Origin of the sequence: Acidiphilium rubrum, assembly GCF_900156265.1 — a bacterium.
GTDB lineage: Bacteria > Pseudomonadota > Alphaproteobacteria > Acetobacterales > Acetobacteraceae > Acidiphilium > Acidiphilium rubrum.
Window position 1 is genome coordinate 172795 of the sequence record NZ_FTNE01000005.1, and the last position, 17863, is coordinate 190657.

Sequence of the window (17863 nt, forward strand, 5' to 3'; positions counted from 1 at the left end):
GGTTTGACTATGTCGCGATCACGATGCTCCCACGGCGGGCCTTCGCCCGATATAGCGCCTTGTCCGCGCGCTCGATGAAAATCTGAGGCGTCAAGATCGAATTCGGGCACAGGCAATCGATCCCAACGCTCACCGTCAGGAATCCGGATGGCGATTTTTCATGGACGATCTGCATGTCCCGCACGCCGTCCCTGACCCGCTCGGCGACCGCGCGCGCACCGCTCAGGAAGGTTGCCGGCAGAATGACGGCAAACTCCTCGCCGCCGATTCGGCTGGCCAGATCCGCCGGCCGCAGCGCGCCGGTGCCCACAATCGTGGCGAGTTGGCGCAATGCGATGTCGCCGGCCGGATGGCCGTAAGCATCGTTATACGCCTTGAACAGATCGACATCGATCAGGATCAGGGCGATATCAAGCTGCTCGCGCAGCGCGCGGCGCCATTCCTTGTCGAGATGATCGTTGAAACGCCGACGATTGGCGAGACCGGTCAGGGGATCGGTATTGGCCAGCAGATCGAGTCGGATCAAATCCGCCTTGCGGCGGTCGTCCTCGGCACGGCGGGTCGAAATGTCGCGCACGACGCTGACGACTTCGACGCGCTGACTGGATTTTCCCTCGCCAATTCGGGTTTTGACCTCGGTCCAGATCGGTCCGGCGCTCCCGTTCGGCTGCAATCGAAGCTCGGTGGTCACCTCGGGGGTGCCATCGCACAGGGTGGCCAATGAGCGTCGGACCGATGTCTTGTCATCCGGATGGATCAGATCGAACGCCGACCGGCCGGTAAGCGCGCTGCCTGCAATGCCGAGCAGCCGCGCCGCCGCCGGCGAGGCATAGAGGATCGTGCCGTCCTGCAAAGTGACGAGAATCGGGTCGGCCGAGACATCCGCCAGCAGTTTGTAGTGCGCCGCGCGCGCGATGATCGCGGCCTTCTGGCGGCGCAACTGCGCAATCATCCGGGCGCGCCGCTCGAACGCCAGAGCAATCGGCACGGATGACAGAACCCCCGCGCCGATCAGCGATTGCAGGATCAGAATGCGCGCGGCGATGGATTCCGGCTCCAGCGCCACGATCGGGCCATGGCCGGCAGCCGTCCGCCACAGTGCAAAGACGGCCAATCCGATCACGCCGACGCATGAAAGTTCAAAGCCGGCGACCACGCCAAGAAAAGCGAACAGCAGCGGCGTGAGAAACAGCGGCGTGGGGCTACTTTGCTGTAATACGCCAGTCAACAGCACCAGGCAGATCGCCAACGCCAAAATGACGCTCAAGCGCCGGTTCCTGCGCCACCAATGCTGGTGCGTCCGGTCGAGCAGGACCATGATACCGGCCGTGAAAATCAGATTTCCCAGCGCGTGGGACGCAAAGCAGACCAGCCAAGCCGTGCCATAGCCGCTCCAGCCCGTCCACGGACCGATCGCGGCACCGATTAGGGCGCCGAGCGCCGGTCCGGCGATCCCGATGGCGAACGCGAGTTTGAGCAGACCATCCACCCGCCGCAATCGCGGGCGCACGCCCAGCGGCAGCCAGGCGATCATTGCGGCGCCGGCGATCTCGAGGCCGTTTGCAACGCCCCACAAGACAGATGTCGCCCCGGCCGCACCCGCGGCAAGGTTGGCAAGCGCGATGCCAGCAGCGCTGGCGGTAATGATCGCTCCGGGAAGCCGCCAGCCGGCGGGCCGGCGGACCAGCAATAAGGCGAGCGGCAGGGCATTCGCCGGCCAGACTGCCGGAACCCGGTTACCAAAGCGGCAGAAATCCAAGCTGATCGCGGCCAGCGCGGCGGCGACGACGGCGATAAGGACAAGTGCCACGCCCGTGCCGGCGCGCAACTCGTCGCCCCGGCGGGCCGTGCCGCCCTGCAACAGCGGATCGAGCCAACCAAGCCTTACCACAGCCGAAGCCGACGCGATCGCTTTGGGAAAAAATGCACAAACCTGTCCTGACCTGAGCCGAAACCATCAATTCTGGTTTCGACATCAAATCAGGTTCAGATTAAAATGCCGTTAATGTGAAGTCAGGACGGTGCCGAAAATCCGTTCAATCGGCCGCCAGAGCCATGTGCTTGCGCGCAATATCGCCGCTGACGTACGATTCCAGCGCCTCGCCGATCGCTTCGGCATGGTGGGCGAACACATGATCAGCCCCGGCCATGACGCGATAATCGACCGTGACACCCTTCTGGGTGTTCAATTTGTCCACCAGTTTACGGACCGAAGCTTCCGGCACCAGCTCGTCGGCGTCGCCGTGGATCATCAGCCCGCCGCAGGGGCAGGGGGCCAGGAAGCCGAAATCGTAATGGGCGGCGGGGGTGCCGACGCTGATCCAGCCCGAAACCTCCGGCCGGCGCATCAGCAATTGCATGCCGACGAACGCGCCGAACGAATACCCGGCAATCCATAGCCCGCCATGGCCCGGATTGAGCGCCTGCATCCAGTCGAGCGCGGCGGCGGCGTCGTTGATCTCGCCCATGCCGCCGTCGTAGCTGCCCTGGCTGCGCCCCACGCCGCGGAAATTGAATCGCATGACCGAAAAGCCCAGCCGTTGAAATACCTGATACATCGTGTAGGTGATACGGTTATTCATCGTGCCGCCGTGCAGCGGATGCGGGTGCAGCACGAGCGCCAGCGGCGCACCGCGCTCCTTGGCGTGGTGATAGCGTCCTTCGAGGCGGCCATCAGGCCCGGCAAATGTGACTTCAGGCATCGGTTTATCAGTTCTTTCTCAGTCTTGGTATCGATAGCGAACAAGCTCCCTGGTCGGTTGACCGGAAGCCCAACAAACTCTATCCGCGCTAATCAGCGCGGCTCACGGGAAAACTCGTAACAGCCCATACCGCTTATCCGACCGGCGAATCAACATAATTGCCGATCTGGCAAAGCAGCCTCCAGTAAATAGGGACGCTTGAGGTATTATTGACCGGCTTGGTCTGCATAGCTACTCTCCTGAACGATGACACCACGCCGACCCCGCCTTGAGCGGTCGAATTTTGTGCCGCCAACCCCGATCGCAGCCGGCCTTCACGTCGAAATCGGGAAACAGTGCATCGTTTCCATCCGCTATTGCCCGATTGCCATTGCCACGACATCATCTATAAACGATTTCATGTTTATACGCGGTAATCCCGTGATTTCCTATGGAAATGTCGTATGAGCCGCATGTTTTTGCGTGAAACGGTCCGGGCCTACCGCCAGCGCGATCCCGCCGCGCGGTCGGACATCGAGGTTTTGCTCTGCTACCCTGGGCTCCATGCGGTGTTGCTGCATCGCGTGGCGCATTGGCTGTGGCGCAGCCATGCGTTTCTGCTCGGGCGACTCGTCTCGCATTTCGGCCGGATGCTCACGGGAATCGAAATCCACCCCGGTGCCACTATTGGTCGGCGCTGCATCATCGACCACGGCATGGGCGTCGTGATCGGTGAAACCGCCGAACTCGGCGATGATGTGTATCTCTACCATCAGGTCACGCTGGGCGGCACGTCGAGCGATCACGGCAAGCGCCACCCGACTCTGGGTAATGGCGTCATCATCGGCGCCGGGGCGAAGGTGCTGGGCGACATTCTGATCGGCGACAACGCCCGCATCGGCGCCAACGCGGTCGTGGTCGCGGAGGTGCCGGCGAATACCACGGTCGTCGGTATTCCGGCCCGGCCGGTCGAGCGTGGCACCGCGGTGCGCCCCGCGAAACCGCGGTTCGACCCTTACGGCACGCCGTGTGACCCGTGCATCGACCCGCTGTTGCATGAAATCGACACGCTGCGTTCGGAAATGAACGATCTGGAAGCGCGAATCGCCCGCGCCGAGGCCCTGCGGCCCGCGCCTGCGGCGGGCCGGGAGGCCAGTGTCGATGAGCGCGTCGAACGAAGCTGACCCTCTCTATCTGGATGCCAACGCGACCGAACCGCTGCGCCCGGCCGCCCGCGCCGCGCTGATCGGCGCGTTGGATATCCTGGGCAATCCCGCCTCCATCCATGCCGAGGGCCGCACCGCCCGGCGCGGCCTCGAGTCTGCCCGGACCATCATTGCCGCCCGGTTCGGCGCAAGGCCGCAGGATGTCGTGTTCTGCTCGGGTGCCACCGAAGCCAACGCCATGGCGATTCATGCGTTTGGCGCGACCCGCCCGATCGTGATCGGCGCGACCGAGCACGATGCCGTGCGCGCCGCCGCACCCGCCGCCGCGATCATGCCGGTCGATGCGGCCGGTCTCGCCGACCTCGCCTGGCTCGAGGCCGAGCTCACGGCGCGGCCGGGTGCCCTGGTCTGCGTGATGGCGGCCAACAACGAAACCGGCGTGCTCAGCCCGATCGCCCCGATCGCCGCGCTCTGCGCCGCGCATGGCGCGTTGCTGCATGTGGATGCGGTGCAGGCGGCCGGGCGGATTTCCATTGATTATCTGGCGCTCGGTGCCACCAGCGTCGCGATCTCGGCCCATAAGCTGGGCGGTCCGAAAGGGGTCGGCGCCCTGATCCTCGCGCCCGGCGTGGCGGCGGGCCTGCCAGCGCTGATCGCCGGCGGCGGCCAGGAAAAGGGGCGGCGCGGCGGCACGCCGGCGCTGCCCGCGATCGCCGGTTTCGCCGCCGCGATCACGGCGGCCGATCCTGCCGAGGGGCCGCGCCAAACGCGCCTGCGCGACGCGATCGAGGCCGGCGCGCGCGAATATGGTGCCATCGTGATCGGCGCCGGCGCACCCCGCCTGCCCAACACGACCTGCCTCGCTCTGCCCGGGCTGACCGCCGAGACCCAGGTGATCGCGCTCGATCTCGAGCGGATCAGCGTCTCCGCCGGTTCGGCCTGCTCGTCGGGCAAGGTGGCGCGCAGCCATGTGCTGACGGCGATGGGCCTGCACGACCTCGCCGGCTGCGCCATCCGCGTCTCGCTGCCGTGGAACGCACCCGAAGACGCGCCTGCCCGGTTTCTCGCCGCATATCGGCGCCTTGCCGCGCGCGCCTTGCGCAAGCGTGGCGGGTTCTCTAACTCACCCGAAGCGTATATCCCGTCCCTGGTTTGAAGGTTTCCGATGCCAAGCATGATATTTATCGAGCGCGATGGATCGCGCCGCACCGTCGATGCGCCGGTCGGCCTCTCGGTGCTCGAAGTGGCACATAAGCACGGCGTCGATATCGAAGGCGCGTGCGAGGGCTCGCTCGCCTGCTCGACCTGCCACATCATCGTCGATCCGGATTGGTACGCCAAGCTCGGCAAGGCCTCCGAGGATGAGGAGGATATGCTCGATCTCGCGTTCGGTCTCGAAAAAACCTCCCGCCTGGGGTGCCAGATCGTGATGTCGCCGGCGCTCGACGGGCTGGTGGTGCGCCTGCCGGCCGGCGTGCGCAACGCCCAGGGCGGCTAGGGTTCATCATGCGCATCGTGGTCGCCATGTCGGGTGGGGTGGATAGTTCGGTGGTCGCCGGGCTGATGCACGCGGCCGGCCACGAGGTGATCGGGGTGACGCTGCAACTCTACGATCACGGTGCCGCAGCCGGCCGCAAGGGTGCCTGCTGCGCCGGGCAGGACATTCACGACGCCCGCAATGTGGCGGACCGTCTGGGCATCGCGCATTACGTGATCGACGCCGAAGCCGCGTTCCGCAAGGCGGTAATCGCCGATTTCACGGAGTCCTACGCCACCGGCAAAACCCCGGTGCCGTGCGTGCGCTGCAACCAGCATCTGAAATTCGGCGACCTGCTCGGCCTCGCGCGCGATCTGGGCGCCGAAGCGCTGGCCACCGGCCATTACGTCCGCCGCGAACAGGGCAGGGACGGTGCCGAACTGCACCGCGCCGCCGATGCCGCGCGCGATCAGTCCTGGTTCCTGTTCGCGACCACGCGCGACCAGCTGGAATTCGCCCGGTTTCCGCTCGGCACGATGCCGGACAAGGTCGAAGTGCGCGCCCATGCGGCCAGCATGGGCCTGCAGGTGGCGGACAAGCCGGATAGCCAGGACATCTGCTTCGTCCCCTCCGGCTCCTACGCCGATATCGTGACGAAACTCCGCCCTGACGCTGGCTTGCCGGGCGACATCGTCGATCAGGACGGCACCGTGCTCGGCAGCCATCAAGGCATCGCGCGCTATACGGTGGGCCAAGGCAAGCGCCTGGGTGCCGCATCGGGGCGCGTCGTCACCGAAATCGACGCCGGGCGCCGCCGCCTCGTGGTCGGGCCGCGCGGCACGGGGTCGCGCCAGGTGCGGCTTGCCGAGCCGAACTGGCTGATCGAGCCGCCGGGCACGCCGTTTCGCGCGACCGTCAAGCTCCGCGCCCGCGAAACCCCGCAGGACGCGGAAATCGACGCTGCCACCGGCATCGTGACGCTCGATACCGCGGCCCTCGCCGCACCGGGCCAGGCCTGCGTGATCTATGACGGCACCAGGGTGCTGGGCGGCGGGTTCATCGTCTGACGGCCATTTGATACCGGCGCCGCGCAACTCTTGCCGGTTTCAATCGGCGAACCGCGCAATCGACTCTGGTTTCGCCCGTTCATCGCGCTATAATGGCGATGCGCCGCCGCTTTCGTGCCACGCAAGCGGCAGCGCAAAACTTCGGGCGTGACGGTTTTCGGCCGTCGTGCCACACCATAGTGCAACCATCGCTCCGGCATCGACCGGCGCGACAAAAACATAAAGGATCCCGCCGTGGCCAACGAAAAATCGCAGAACGTGCAGGACGTCTTCCTGAACCATGTTCGCAAGAGCAAAACCCCGGTCACCGTGTTCCTGGTGAACGGCGTCAAATTGCAGGGTGTTATCACCTGGTTCGACAATTTCTCGGTTCTGCTCCGCCGGGACGGTCATACCCAGCTGGTCTACAAGCACGCGATCTCCACCGTGATGCCGGGTGCGCCGATCCAGCTGTTCGATGCGACCAAGGCCGAGGGCAGCGTCGCCGCCACCCCCTCGCAGAATCCCACCACTTTGAGCCTGATGAACCGCGCGGAGCCCGATCGCGATGACGAGTAGGTTTATTTGACCACCGAAACCCAGGCCGCCCCGACCCGCGCCGCGATTCTGCTCCCCTGGGAGCATGGATCGCGGCGCGATCGTCTGCGCGAGGCCGATGCACGGCTGGCCGAAGCCATCGGCCTCGCCGCCTCGATCGGGCTGGTCATCGCCTATCAGGACACGCTGCAAATCCGCGCGCTCCGCCCCTCGACCCTGTTCGGCGAGGGTCAGGTCAGCCGCATCGGCGAGGCGATCACCGAGGCCGATATCACCGTCGCGGTGGTCGATGCCGCGCTCAGCCCGGTGCAGCAGCGCAACCTCGAACGCGCCTGGAACTGCAAGGTGATCGACCGTACCGGCCTGATCCTCGATATTTTCGGCGAACGCGCCCGCACCGCCGAAGGCGTGCTGCAGGTCGAACTCGCCCATCTCGCCTACCAGCGCTCCCGCCTGGTGCGGTCCTGGACCCATCTTGAGCGCCAGCGCGGCGGCTTCGGCTTCCTCGGCGGCCCTGGCGAAACCCAGATCGAGGCGGATCGACGCCTGATCACCGATCGGATCGCCCGCCTGAAACGCGAATTGGACGATGTCCGCCGCACCCGCGCCCTGCACCGCACCGCGCGCAGCCGGGTGCCCTATCCGGTGGTCGCCCTGGTCGGCTACACCAACGCCGGCAAATCGACCCTGTTCAACGCGCTCACGGGTGCCGCCGTCCAGGCTGAGGATCAGTTGTTTGCAACGCTCGACCCCACCATGCGCCTGATCGTGCTGCCCTCCGGCCGCCACGCCATCCTGTCCGACACGGTCGGCTTCATCTCCGATCTGCCGACCGAACTGGTCGCCGCCTTCCGTGCGACGCTCGAAGAAGTCGCCGCGGCCGATATTCTGCTGCACGTTCGCGACGCCGCCCACCCCGACAGCGCCGCCCAGCGCGCCGATGTGGTCACCGTGCTCGACGGCATGGCCGATTCCGGCATGATCGATGCCGGCTGGCAGTCCCGCAGCTTCGAAGTGCTCAACAAGATCGACCTGCTCGCCCCCGAACTGCGCGACCTGCCGGATACCACCGCCATCGCGGTCTCGGCCCTGTCCGGTGAAAACCTGATGGCGCTGCGCGAGGCGATCGATGCGCGTCTGGCCAGCAGCATGCACCTGGTCGACTACACCCTGCCTTCGTCGGATGGCGCCTCGCTCGCCTGGCTGTACCGCCATGGCGAGGTTCTGGCCCGCGCCGATCTCGATGACGATATCAAGGTCACTGTCCGCCTCCGCCCCGAGGACCGGGCCCGGTTCGAGCGCGATTTCACCCTGTCGGCTGCGAGTTCCGTCCCATGATGCTCGATGAAGCCGATCTGGTCGCTATTACCGAGCTGATGCGCCATGTCGCGAAAACCATCATCATGCCGCGCTTCGGCCATATCGGCCCGGCCGATCTGCGCACCAAATCCGGCCCGCTCGACCCGGTGACGGTGGCCGACGAAGCGGCCGAACGCGCACTCACCCAGGGGCTGCGGCAGTTGTTCCCCGGCATCGCGGTGATCGGCGAGGAATCGGTCGCGGGCGACCCCACGCTGATGGGGGCCATCGGCGGTTCAGCACCCGTGTTCGTGATCGACCCGATCGACGGCACCCAGAACTACGCCGCCGGCCTGCCGCTGTTCGGCGTCATGATCGCGCTGGTCGAGGATGACGAGACCACCGCCGGCCTGATCTATGATCCGATCCGCGACGATACCGTGGTCGCCACCAAGGGCCACGGCGCCTTCCTGATCCGCCGCGCCACCGCCGGCGATGCCGCCGGGCCGGACGATTGGGTGCGCCTGCACGTCGCCAAACCCGCGCCGCTCGATGCGTCGATCGCCTCGGTATCGTGGCAATACATGTCCGAGCCGGAACGCTCACTCGTGCTGCGCGGCCTGACGAAGCTGGGGCAGACGTCGAATTTCCGCTGTGCCGCGCATACCTACCGCGCCCTGGCGATGGGCCATATCCATGCCACCGTCTCGCGCCGGACCCTGCCGTGGGATCATGCGGCCGGCGCCCTGATCGTCGCGGAGGCGGGCGGCTATGTCCGCAAGCCGGATGGTTCGCCCTGGCACCCCTCCGAGCTCGATGGCGGCATCATGGCGGCGGTCGATGAAGCGAGTTGGCAGGCGCTAAGCCAGGTGTTCGCCTGAACGCGGCTCGCTGGCTTTAACCTGCCGCCACAGCGCCTCCATCGCATCGAGGCTGGCCTGCTCGGGCGTGGTGCCGGCACTTGCCAACAGCGCCTCGACCGCGCGAAACCTGCGTTCGAATTTCGCATTCGCCCGGCGCAGCGCGGCATCGCCGCTGCACCTGAGCTTGCGCGCCAGATTGACCATCACGAAAAACAGATCGCCCAGCTCATCCTCGATCCGGTCGGGATCGTTGCCCGGCAATTCCGCGCGCAGTTCCGCGATTTCCTCATCGAGCTTGTCGAGCACGGCGGCGGCATCCGGCCAATCGAACCCGACGCGGGCGGCCCGGCTCGCGAGTTTCTGCGCCCGCAGCAGCGGCGGCAGCGTGCTCGCAATCCCGTCCAACACGCCGGTTTCGGCCCTGCCGGCCCGTTCGCGCGCCTTGTCCGCCTCCCAGGCCGCGGTCTGCGCCCCGGCATCGCGCATCGCCGCATCGCCGAACACATGCGGATGGCGGCGGATCATCTTGGCCGCAATACCCGCCGCCACCGCCTCGAAATCGAACCAGCCGCGCTCCTCGGCGAGGCGCGCGTGATAGACCACCTGAAACAGCAGATCGCCCAGTTCATCGCGCAACGCAGATGGATCGTTATTCACGATCGCATCGGCAACCTCATAGGCCTCCTCGACCGTATAGGGAGCAATGGACGCGAAATCCTGCACCCGGTCCCAGGGGCAGCCTGACACCGGATCGCGCAGCGCGGCCATGACGGCGAGCAGTCGGGTCAGGCCAGTGCTTTGTGGTTCGGAGTCGGTCATGCGGCCTCGGGCGTTCGGGGTGATCGCGGCGTCGGGTCACGCCGGCGTGATGGAGCGGATTCGCCAAACCACACTAATATAGCGGTCAAGGAGAACAACCATGCTGATCAGACATCGACCCGAATGGGACCTGCCCGAGAGTGCCGCCACGCCGCAGCACATCGTGATGAACCGTCGCGCGGCACTCGGGGGCCTCGGCGCCGCAACCATGGGCTTCGGCGCGATCGGCACGGCCCAGGCGCAGAGCGCAATGAAGGTCACGATCGAGGACCCCGGCTATTCCGCCGCCGCCATGCGCTTTCAGCCCGGCCGGCCGCTGACCCCGCAGAAAGACGCCGAGCGGTATAATAATTTCTACGAATTCGGCCTCTCGAAGGATATCTGGCGCGCCGCCCAGAAACTGCCGATCGAGCCCTGGACCATCAAAGTCGACGGGCTGGTGGAAAAACCCTTCACGATCTCGTTCGATGATCTGATGAAGCAGGTGAAAACCGAAACCCGCGTCTATCGCCACCGCTGCGTTGAAGCCTGGGCGATCACGGTGCCGTGGGAGGGCTTCGCCATGAGCGACCTGGTCAAACTCGCCAAGCCGCTCTCCTCGGCGAAATATCTGCGGTTCACCAGCCTCGCCGATGCCAAGACGATGCCTGGCTTGTCGATCCCGTTTTTCCCGTGGCCCTATCACGAAGGCCTGACTATGGCGGAGGCGACCAACGAACTCGCCTTCGTCGGCACCGGCCTCTACAACCAGCCGATGCCCAAGCAGGACGGCGCGCCGATCCGCGTGATCCTGCCGTGGAAATACGGGTTCAAATCGGCCAAGTCGATCGTCCGGATCGAATTCGTCAAGGATCAGCCGGAAACCTTCTGGCAGAAGACCAGCCCGGACATGTACGGGTTCTGGGCCAATGTGAACCCGAAATTCCCGACGCTGCGCTGGAGCCAGGCGCGCGAACGGATCATCGGCACTGACGAAACCGTGCCGACCGTGATCTACAACGGCTACAGCCAGTGGGTCGCGCCGCTTTACGCCGGCATGAAACAGGACCGCACGCTGTTCATGTAACGGAAACCGGCACCCCGCGCGCGGTCGATCGGGCGGTGGCTATCCCGCCAGATTACCCGCGCGTTTTGCCGTTTATTGCGTATAAAATGCATGCTGTAAAACTTTATGCGTAGATGCAACGATTTGGTTAAGTTAAACTAAATCTATAACAAAGAAAATTTATCTTTACTTATTTTTTTAAGGCTGTTCATATTCCGGTTCTGCGATGGAACAAACCTCGCGGGGACAAAACGGCACGAGCCTCAAGGTGGTGCGTTTACGGGAGAGACATGCCATGGCCGAACACCTGAGACTCGATTCATATCTGGATTTTGCCGCCGGTCGCACACCGCATCTCGTCGCGGTCTGCCAGACGGTTCATTCCATCGCCGCCGCAGGTCGCCAGATTTCGCGCATCCTCGCGCGCGGTCCGCTGGCCGGCAATCTCGGCGCGATCATCGGCGCCTCGATCGACGGTGATGGCCAGAAGGCGCTGGACGCCATGACCCACACCATTCTCCGCGAAGCCCTGGCCCGCGCTCCGGTCGCGGTGTTCGCTTCGGAGGAATCCGATGAACCCGAGGTGCTCGACCCGCATGCCCCCCTCGCCGTCGCGGTCGATCCGCTCGATGGTTCATCCAACATCGACACGCTGGCCCCGATCGGCACGATCTTCTCGATCATGCCCGCCGGCATGGGCGTCGCGGATGATCCCGCAGCACCCTTCCTGCAGCCCGGCCGCCAGCAGCTTGCCGCCGGGTTCGTGATCTACGGCCCGCAGACCGCCCTGGTCCTCACCCTCGGTGCCGGCACCCGCGTCTTCACGCTCGACCCGGACTCCGGCGCCTTCATCGCAACCCGCGGTGAAATCGAGGTGCCGCACACCACGCGCGAATACGCGATCAACGGGTCGAACCTGCGCCATTGGGCCCCCGAGATCCGCACCTACATCATGGAGCTGAAAAAAGGCCGCAACGGGCCGCGCGGCGAGGATTTCAACACCCGCTGGCTGGCCTCGATGGTGGGTGACGCGTTTCGCATCCTGATGCGCGGCGGCATCTATCTCTACCCGGCCGATCAGCGGCGCGGCTACCGGGCCGGGCGCCTGCGCCTGGTCTACGAAGCCAATCCAATCGCGATGCTGATGGAACAGGCCGGCGCCGCCGCAACCGATGGCCGAACCGCCGTGCTCGATCTGGTCGCGGACGACATTCACCAGCGCTGCCCGCTGGTGTTCGGCTCGACCGACGAGGTGATGCGCGTGGCCGATGCATATCACGCCGGTGCGGTGAACGAATCACCGCTGTTCAAGACGCGCTCGCTGTTTCGCAAAACAGCGAGCACGATCGAATCACTGGCATGAGCCGCAAGCACCCGATCATTTCGGTCACCGGCTCGTCCGGCGCGGGTACCACCTCGGTCCGCAACGTGTTCGAGCAGATCTTCCGCCGCGAAAAAATCGAGGCGGCGATGATCGAAGGTGATTCCTTTCATCGTTACGATCGCGCTACAATGAAATTGAAAATGGCCGAGGCGGAAGCGGCGGGTAACCGGCATTTCAGTCATTTCAGCCCTGAAACCAATCTCCTGTCTGAACTGCAGGAGACCTTCGCAACCTATGCGGCGACCGGCCGCGGCAGATCTCGCCACTACATCCACGACCAGAGCGAAGCCGAACAATACGGCGCCGCACCCGGCACGTTCACGCCATGGGAAGACCTGCCCGAGCATACCGACATCCTGCTCTACGAGGGTCTGCACGGCGCTGTTCAGCACGGCGACATCGACACCGGCAAGCACGCCGATATCAAGATCGGCGTCGTACCGGTCATCAACCTCGAATGGATCCAGAAAATCCATCGCGACAGCAAGACCCGCCAGTATTCCACCGAAGCGGTGATGGACACGATCCTGCGGCGAATGCCCGATTACGTTCACTACATCTGCCCCCAGTTCACCTATACCGACATCAACTTCCAGCGCGTGCCGACGGTCGATACCTCGAACCCGTTCATCGCCCGCTGGATTCCAACCGCCGATGAATCGATCGTGGTGGTGCGATTTCGCAACCCGCACGGCATCGACTTTCCCTATCTGTTATCGATGCTGCACGGCAGCTTCATGTCGCGCGCCAATTCCATCGTCTTGCCCGGTAATAAATTCGATCTGGCCATGCAACTGATTTTAACGCCGGTGATCATGCAGCTGATGGATCACAAAAAGCGGGCTGTGCGATGAAAATGCAGAGAAAAAGTCAAGGGAACGTTTTCTTTTTTGTGAACAAAACAGAAGCAAAAAAACTTTGTTGGTTGGGCGCTTGCCTTTGAAAACAACTGTGTATCCGTTCTTGAAAGGTTTTTGATATGGCACGCATCACTTTGCGTCAGTTGCTCGATCACGCCGCCGAGCGCGGCTATGGCGTCCCGGCCTTCAACGTTAATAATATGGAACAAGTGATCGCGATCATGGAGGCGGCGGCCGCAGCCGACGCGCCGGTGATCTTGCAGGCATCGCGCGGCGCACGGTCCTACGCCGGCGACGTCATGCTGGCAAAAATGATCGAGGCCGCAGAAATCACCTACCCCGCCATTCCGATCTGCCTGCACCAGGACCACGGCAACGACGAAGGCACCTGCCTCTCGGCGATCCAGCACGGCTACACCAGCGTGATGATGGACGGTTCGCTGATAGCCGATGCCAAGACGCCCGCTGATTACGACTACAATGTCGCGATCACCGCACGCGTGGCCGATCTGGCGCACCGGGTCGGCGTGTCGGTCGAAGGTGAACTCGGCGTGCTCGGCAGCCTCGAAACCGGCATGGGCGAGGCGGAGGATGGCCACGGCGCCGAGGGCGCGCTGTCGCACGACCAGTTGCTGACCGATCCCGATCAGGCGGTCGAATTCGTCAAAGCCACCAAAGTCGATGCGCTCGCGGTCGCAATGGGCACCTCGCACGGCGCCTATAAATTTTCCCGCAAGCCCGATGGTGCGATTCTCGCGATGCACGTGATCCGCGCGATCAACGAACGCATGCCCGCGCTGCACCTCGTGATGCACGGATCATCCTCGGTGCCGCAGGAATTGCAGGAGGCGTTCAACCGCTATGGCGGCGCGATGCCACAAACCTGGGGCGTGCCGATCGAGGAAATTCTGGTCGGCATCCGCCACGGCGTGCGCAAGGTGAATATCGACACCGATTGCCGCCTCGCAATGGCGGTAGCCCTGCGCAAGGTCGCGACCGAAAAACCGGCCGAATTCGACCCCCGCCAATTCATGAAACCAGCGACCGCGGCATTGCGCGACCTTTGCCGTCAACGCTTCGAAGCGTTCGGCACCGCGGGCCAGGCATCGCGCATTCGCCCCCAACCGCTCGCCGCCATGGCGCGGCAATACGCTACCGGCAGCCTAGACCCCGTCTTTTCCGTTCGCGCCGCCGCCTGAACGACAACCGCTAACCGGAGACCTGACAATGGACACACCCACACCAAGCGTTGCCGATGCCAAGACCGTCCGCGGCAAGGACCGCTATCGATCGGGCGTCATGGAATACAGCAAGATGGGCTATTGGGAGCCCGATTACGAACCGAAAATCACCGACGTCATCGCGCTGTTCCGCATCACGCCGCAGGACGGTGTTGACGCGATCGAGGCGGCGGCCGCGGTCGCTGGTGAAAGCTCGACCGCGACCTGGACGGTGGTCTGGACCGATCGGCTCACCGCCTGCGAGAAATATCGCGCCAAAGCCTATCGGGTCGATCCGGTGCCGAACGGGCCCGGCCAGTATTTCGCCTATATCGCCTACGATCTCGCGCTGTTCGAACCCGGCTCGATCGCGAACCTCACCGCCTCGATCATCGGCAACGTGTTCGGTTTCAAGCCGCTCAAGGCGCTGCGGCTGGAAGACATGCGGATGCCGGTCGCCTATGTCAAAACCTTCGATGGTCCCTCCACCGGCATCGTGGTTGAGCGGGAGCGGCTCGATAAATTCGGTCGCCCGTTGCTGGGTGCCACGGTCAAGCCGAAGCTCGGCCTGTCGGGCCGCAACTACGGCCGTGTGGTGTACGAGGCTTTGAAAGGCGGGCTTGATTTCACCAAGGACGATGAAAACATCAATAGCCAGCCCTTCATGCATTGGCGCGACCGGTTTCTATACTGCATGGAAGCGGTCAATCGCGCCCAGGCGGTGTCTGGCGAAGTCAAGGGCACCTATCTCAACGTCACCGCCGGCACGATGGAAGAAATGTACGAGCGCGCGAATTTTGCGCATGAACTCGGTTCGACCATCGTCATGATCGACCTCGTGATCGGCTACACCGCGATCCAGTCGATGTCGAAATGGGCGCGCAAGCACGACATGATCCTGCACCTGCATCGCGCAGGTCACGGCACCTACACGCGCCATAAGACGCACGGCGTATCGTTCCGGGTCATCGCGAAATGGATGCGGCTTGCCGGGGTTGATCACATTCATGCCGGCACCGTGGTCGGCAAGCTCGAAGGTGATCCGCTGACCACGCGCGGTTTCTATGACGTGCTGCGCGAGGACTACAACCCGATGCGCTTGGAGCACGGCATTTTCTTCGAACAGGATTGGGCGGGCACCCGCAAGGTGATGCCGGTGGCCTCGGGCGGCATTCATGCGGGACAGATGCATCAATTGCTGCATCATCTGGGTGAGGATGTGGTGCTGCAGTTCGGCGGCGGCACCATCGGTCATCCGCTCGGCATCGCCGCCGGTGCAACGGCCAACCGCGTCGCGCTCGAAGCGATGATCCTGGCGCGCAACGAGGGGCGTGATTACTACCGCGAGGGTCCGGATATTCTCGCCCAGGCGGCGCGGCACTGCCTGCCGCTGCGCCAGGCGCTCGATACCTGGGGCGATGTGACGTTCGATTATACTTCGACCGACACGCCCGATTTTGTTGCTTCCCCGATGCCAGCATACTGAGGATCAAGACCATGCGAGTCACCCAAGGCTGTTTTTCATATCTTCCTGATCTGACCGATGAACAGATCAGCAAGCAGATCCAGTATTGTCTCGACAATGGCTGGGCGGTCAATCTCGAGTATACCGACGATCCACACCCGCGGAACACGTATTGGGAGATGTGGGGTCTGCCGATGTTCGACATCCGTGACGCGAAAGCGATCATGGGCGAGTTGAACGATTGCCGGCGGATCCACACCGATTGTTACATCAGGCTCAGCGCGTTCGATGCGACGAACACCTGGGAGTCGCTGCGGATTTCCTTCATCGTGCAGCGGCCGGCCGATGAAGCCGGGTTCATGCTGACGCGCCAGGAAATCGGCGGGCGGATGATGCGTTATGAAACCCGGGCCTATGGGCTGCAAAAACCGGAAGGCTCACGCTACGGCGGCTGAGGGAGATGATGATGCTCGACCATGCGGAACCTGCAATGCGCCCGACCGAACCGATCGACCTGAAGGCCGAATTCGCCGGTGCGGGCATCAGCGAAGTGCTTGATGGGCTTGAACGCGATCTGGTCGGGCTGAAGCCGGTCAAGGCGCGCATCCGCGAGATTGCAGCGCTCCTGCTGGTCGAGCGGGTGCGCCAGAAATACGGCTACGCGACCGAGGCGCCGACGTTGCACATGTCGTTCACCGGCAATCCGGGCACCGGCAAGACCACGGTGGCGCTGCGGATGGCGAGTATTCTGAAGGCGCTCGGCTTCGTTCGGCAAGGCCAGCTGATTTCGGTGACGCGGGATGATCTGGTCGGGCAATACATCGGGCATACCGCACCGAAGACCAAGGAGATTCTGAAAAAGGCGATCGGTGGCGTGCTGTTCATCGATGAGGCGTATTATTTGTATCGGCCGGATAACGAGCGCGATTATGGTCAGGAGGCGATCGAGATCCTGTTGCAGGTGATGGAGAATCAGCGCGAGGATCTGGTGGTGATCCTTGCGGGGTACGCCGACCGGATGGACAAGTTTTTCGCGCTCAATCCGGGGTTTCGCTCGCGCATTGCTCATCATATCGATTTTCCTGATTACGAGAATGCCGAATTGCTTTCGATCAGCGATACGATGTTGCAACGGCAGAACTACCGGTTCAGCCCGGACGCGCGGGTGGTGATGGACCGGTATATCGCGCGGCGGCGGGAGCGGCCGTATTTTTCAAATGCGCGCTCGATCCGCAACGCGCTCGACCGGGCACGGTTACGCCAGGCGAACCGGTTGATCGCGCATGACGGGCTGATCGATCCGGCGATGCTGACGATGATCGAGCCCGAAGATCTGCTCGGCAGCCGGGTGTTCCTGGAGACCGATACCAGTTCGGGAGAGATCGACGCCTGAGGGCTTTGTGATGTTGCGCGCGGGAAGGGAAGGGAGGGTAGGCTTCTTTTTTGTAAAAAAGAAGCAAAAAACTTTCGAACTCCGGGGCAGGGGCGTTTGAACCGGCACGGGCCCAAATTAACAAAGTTTTTTTTGCTTCTTTTTTGTTCACAAAAAAGAAGTGCTTCCCTTGTCTTTTTGTGTTGTTTGTTTCGTTATCGTAACGAAATAGACGTGCGAAATCATGGCCCTTTGCGCCACATTTTTTTGACGTTGAAGGAGGGGATGAACGGCTGGTGCCAGGGCGGCACGGGCGGTGGGGGTGGGCCGAGGATTTCGTGGAGTTGTTCGGGTGTGAAGTCGATGCTGCCGTCGGGGTTGATTTTGTATTGGTCCATGAAGCTGGGCTGGCGCTTCGGTTTGCGGAGGCGCTTGGGCCGGGGCTTGGTCGATTTGGGGCGTTTGATGCTGGGTGGGTAGCGCAGGCCGAGCATGGTGTGGAGCGGGCGGAGGATGCGGCCGAGGCTGGGGTGGGTGGCGAGGAGGGCCTGGACGATGGGATCTTCCATGAAGTGCTGGAGTTCGAGGCGGGCGTTGGCACCGGCGAC

17 protein-coding genes and 1 pseudogene are annotated in these 17863 nt (G+C 63.6%); 14 read left to right on the forward strand and 4 right to left on the reverse strand.

What is annotated here, in order from left to right:
- Positions 1-7: 7 nt before the first annotated feature.
- Together BW994_RS05865 and BW994_RS05870 are read right to left on the reverse strand one after the other, a co-directional pair.
- Positions 8-1891: a sensor domain-containing diguanylate cyclase gene (locus BW994_RS05865; protein WP_051657237.1), complete on the reverse strand. Its 1884-nt coding sequence runs from the start codon at positions 1889-1891 to the stop codon at positions 8-10.
- Positions 1892-2036: 145 nt separating this feature from the next.
- Positions 2037-2702: an alpha/beta hydrolase gene (locus tag BW994_RS05870; protein ID WP_029311228.1), complete on the reverse strand. Its 666-nt coding sequence runs from the start codon at positions 2700-2702 to the stop codon at positions 2037-2039.
- 443 nt (positions 2703-3145) lie between these two features.
- Between BW994_RS05870 and cysE the strand changes: the two genes are divergently transcribed.
- The 7 genes from cysE (at position 3146) to BW994_RS05905 (ending at position 9108) form a co-directional block, all read left to right on the forward strand.
- Complete coding sequence (cysE, locus tag BW994_RS05875) at positions 3146-3865, forward strand: serine O-acetyltransferase (RefSeq protein ID WP_081849028.1); 720 nt, start codon at positions 3146-3148, stop codon at positions 3863-3865.
- A complete protein-coding gene (locus BW994_RS05880; RefSeq protein WP_051657238.1) occupies positions 3843-5003 on the forward strand; it encodes a cysteine desulfurase family protein in 1161 nt (386 codons plus the stop codon). The genes cysE and BW994_RS05880 overlap by 23 nt, the downstream gene beginning before the upstream one ends.
- Before the next feature lie 9 nt (positions 5004-5012).
- On the forward strand, positions 5013-5345 hold the full coding sequence (locus tag BW994_RS05885) for a ferredoxin family 2Fe-2S iron-sulfur cluster binding protein (protein ID WP_029311231.1): 333 nt from the start codon (positions 5013-5015) through the stop codon (positions 5343-5345).
- Positions 5346-5353: 8 nt separating this feature from the next.
- Complete coding sequence (gene mnmA, locus BW994_RS05890; protein WP_029311232.1) at positions 5354-6391, forward strand: tRNA 2-thiouridine(34) synthase MnmA; 1038 nt, start codon at positions 5354-5356, stop codon at positions 6389-6391.
- 234 nt (positions 6392-6625) lie between these two features.
- On the forward strand, positions 6626-6949 hold the full coding sequence (hfq, locus tag BW994_RS05895) for an RNA chaperone Hfq (RefSeq protein ID WP_029311233.1): 324 nt from the start codon (positions 6626-6628) through the stop codon (positions 6947-6949).
- A gap of 6 nt (positions 6950-6955) precedes the next feature.
- A complete protein-coding gene (hflX, locus tag BW994_RS05900) occupies positions 6956-8266 on the forward strand; it encodes a GTPase HflX (protein WP_029311234.1) in 1311 nt (436 codons plus the stop codon).
- The gene (locus BW994_RS05905; RefSeq protein WP_035228375.1) at positions 8263-9108 is read left to right on the forward strand and encodes an inositol monophosphatase family protein; all 846 of its coding nucleotides are present in this window, start codon (positions 8263-8265) and stop codon (positions 9106-9108) included. Before hflX ends, BW994_RS05905 begins: the two co-directional genes overlap by 4 nt.
- On the opposite strand, the gene mazG is transcribed toward BW994_RS05905, so the two are convergent.
- The gene (gene mazG / locus BW994_RS05910; RefSeq protein ID WP_029311236.1) at positions 9088-9909 is read right to left on the reverse strand and encodes a nucleoside triphosphate pyrophosphohydrolase; all 822 of its coding nucleotides are present in this window, start codon (positions 9907-9909) and stop codon (positions 9088-9090) included. The two genes, BW994_RS05905 and mazG, sit on opposite strands and share 21 nt — an antisense overlap.
- Positions 9910-10009: 100 nt before the next feature.
- Between mazG and msrP the strand changes: the two genes are divergently transcribed.
- From msrP to cbbX, 7 genes are all read left to right on the forward strand, one after another.
- Positions 10010-10975, forward strand: a complete 966-nt coding sequence (gene msrP / locus BW994_RS05915; RefSeq protein ID WP_029311237.1) for a protein-methionine-sulfoxide reductase catalytic subunit MsrP — start codon at positions 10010-10012, stop codon at positions 10973-10975.
- Between the two features lie 274 nt (positions 10976-11249).
- Positions 11250-12317 carry a class 1 fructose-bisphosphatase gene (locus BW994_RS05920; RefSeq protein WP_029311238.1) on the forward strand — a complete coding sequence of 356 codons (1068 nt, stop codon included), beginning with the start codon at positions 11250-11252 and terminating at the stop codon, positions 12315-12317.
- Positions 12314-13192, forward strand: a complete 879-nt coding sequence (locus tag BW994_RS05925; protein ID WP_029311239.1) for a phosphoribulokinase — start codon at positions 12314-12316, stop codon at positions 13190-13192. The genes BW994_RS05920 and BW994_RS05925 overlap by 4 nt, the downstream gene beginning before the upstream one ends.
- Before the next feature lie 125 nt (positions 13193-13317).
- Positions 13318-14397, forward strand: a complete 1080-nt coding sequence (gene fba, locus BW994_RS05930; protein WP_029311240.1) for a class II fructose-bisphosphate aldolase — start codon at positions 13318-13320, stop codon at positions 14395-14397.
- A 28-nt stretch (positions 14398-14425) separates the two neighbouring features.
- Entirely contained in the window at positions 14426-15904 is a 1479-nt protein-coding gene (locus tag BW994_RS05935; protein ID WP_029311241.1) for a form I ribulose bisphosphate carboxylase large subunit, read from the forward strand.
- A gap of 11 nt (positions 15905-15915) precedes the next feature.
- A complete protein-coding gene (locus BW994_RS05940) occupies positions 15916-16338 on the forward strand; it encodes a ribulose bisphosphate carboxylase small subunit (RefSeq protein ID WP_029311242.1) in 423 nt (140 codons plus the stop codon).
- Between the two features lie 11 nt (positions 16339-16349).
- Entirely contained in the window at positions 16350-17276 is a 927-nt protein-coding gene (gene cbbX / locus BW994_RS05945) for a CbbX protein (protein ID WP_051657239.1), read from the forward strand.
- A gap of 221 nt (positions 17277-17497) precedes the next feature.
- Here cbbX and BW994_RS19560 read toward each other — a convergent pair.
- Positions 17498-17863, reverse strand: a pseudogene (locus BW994_RS19560) (hypothetical protein); the annotation flags it as partial.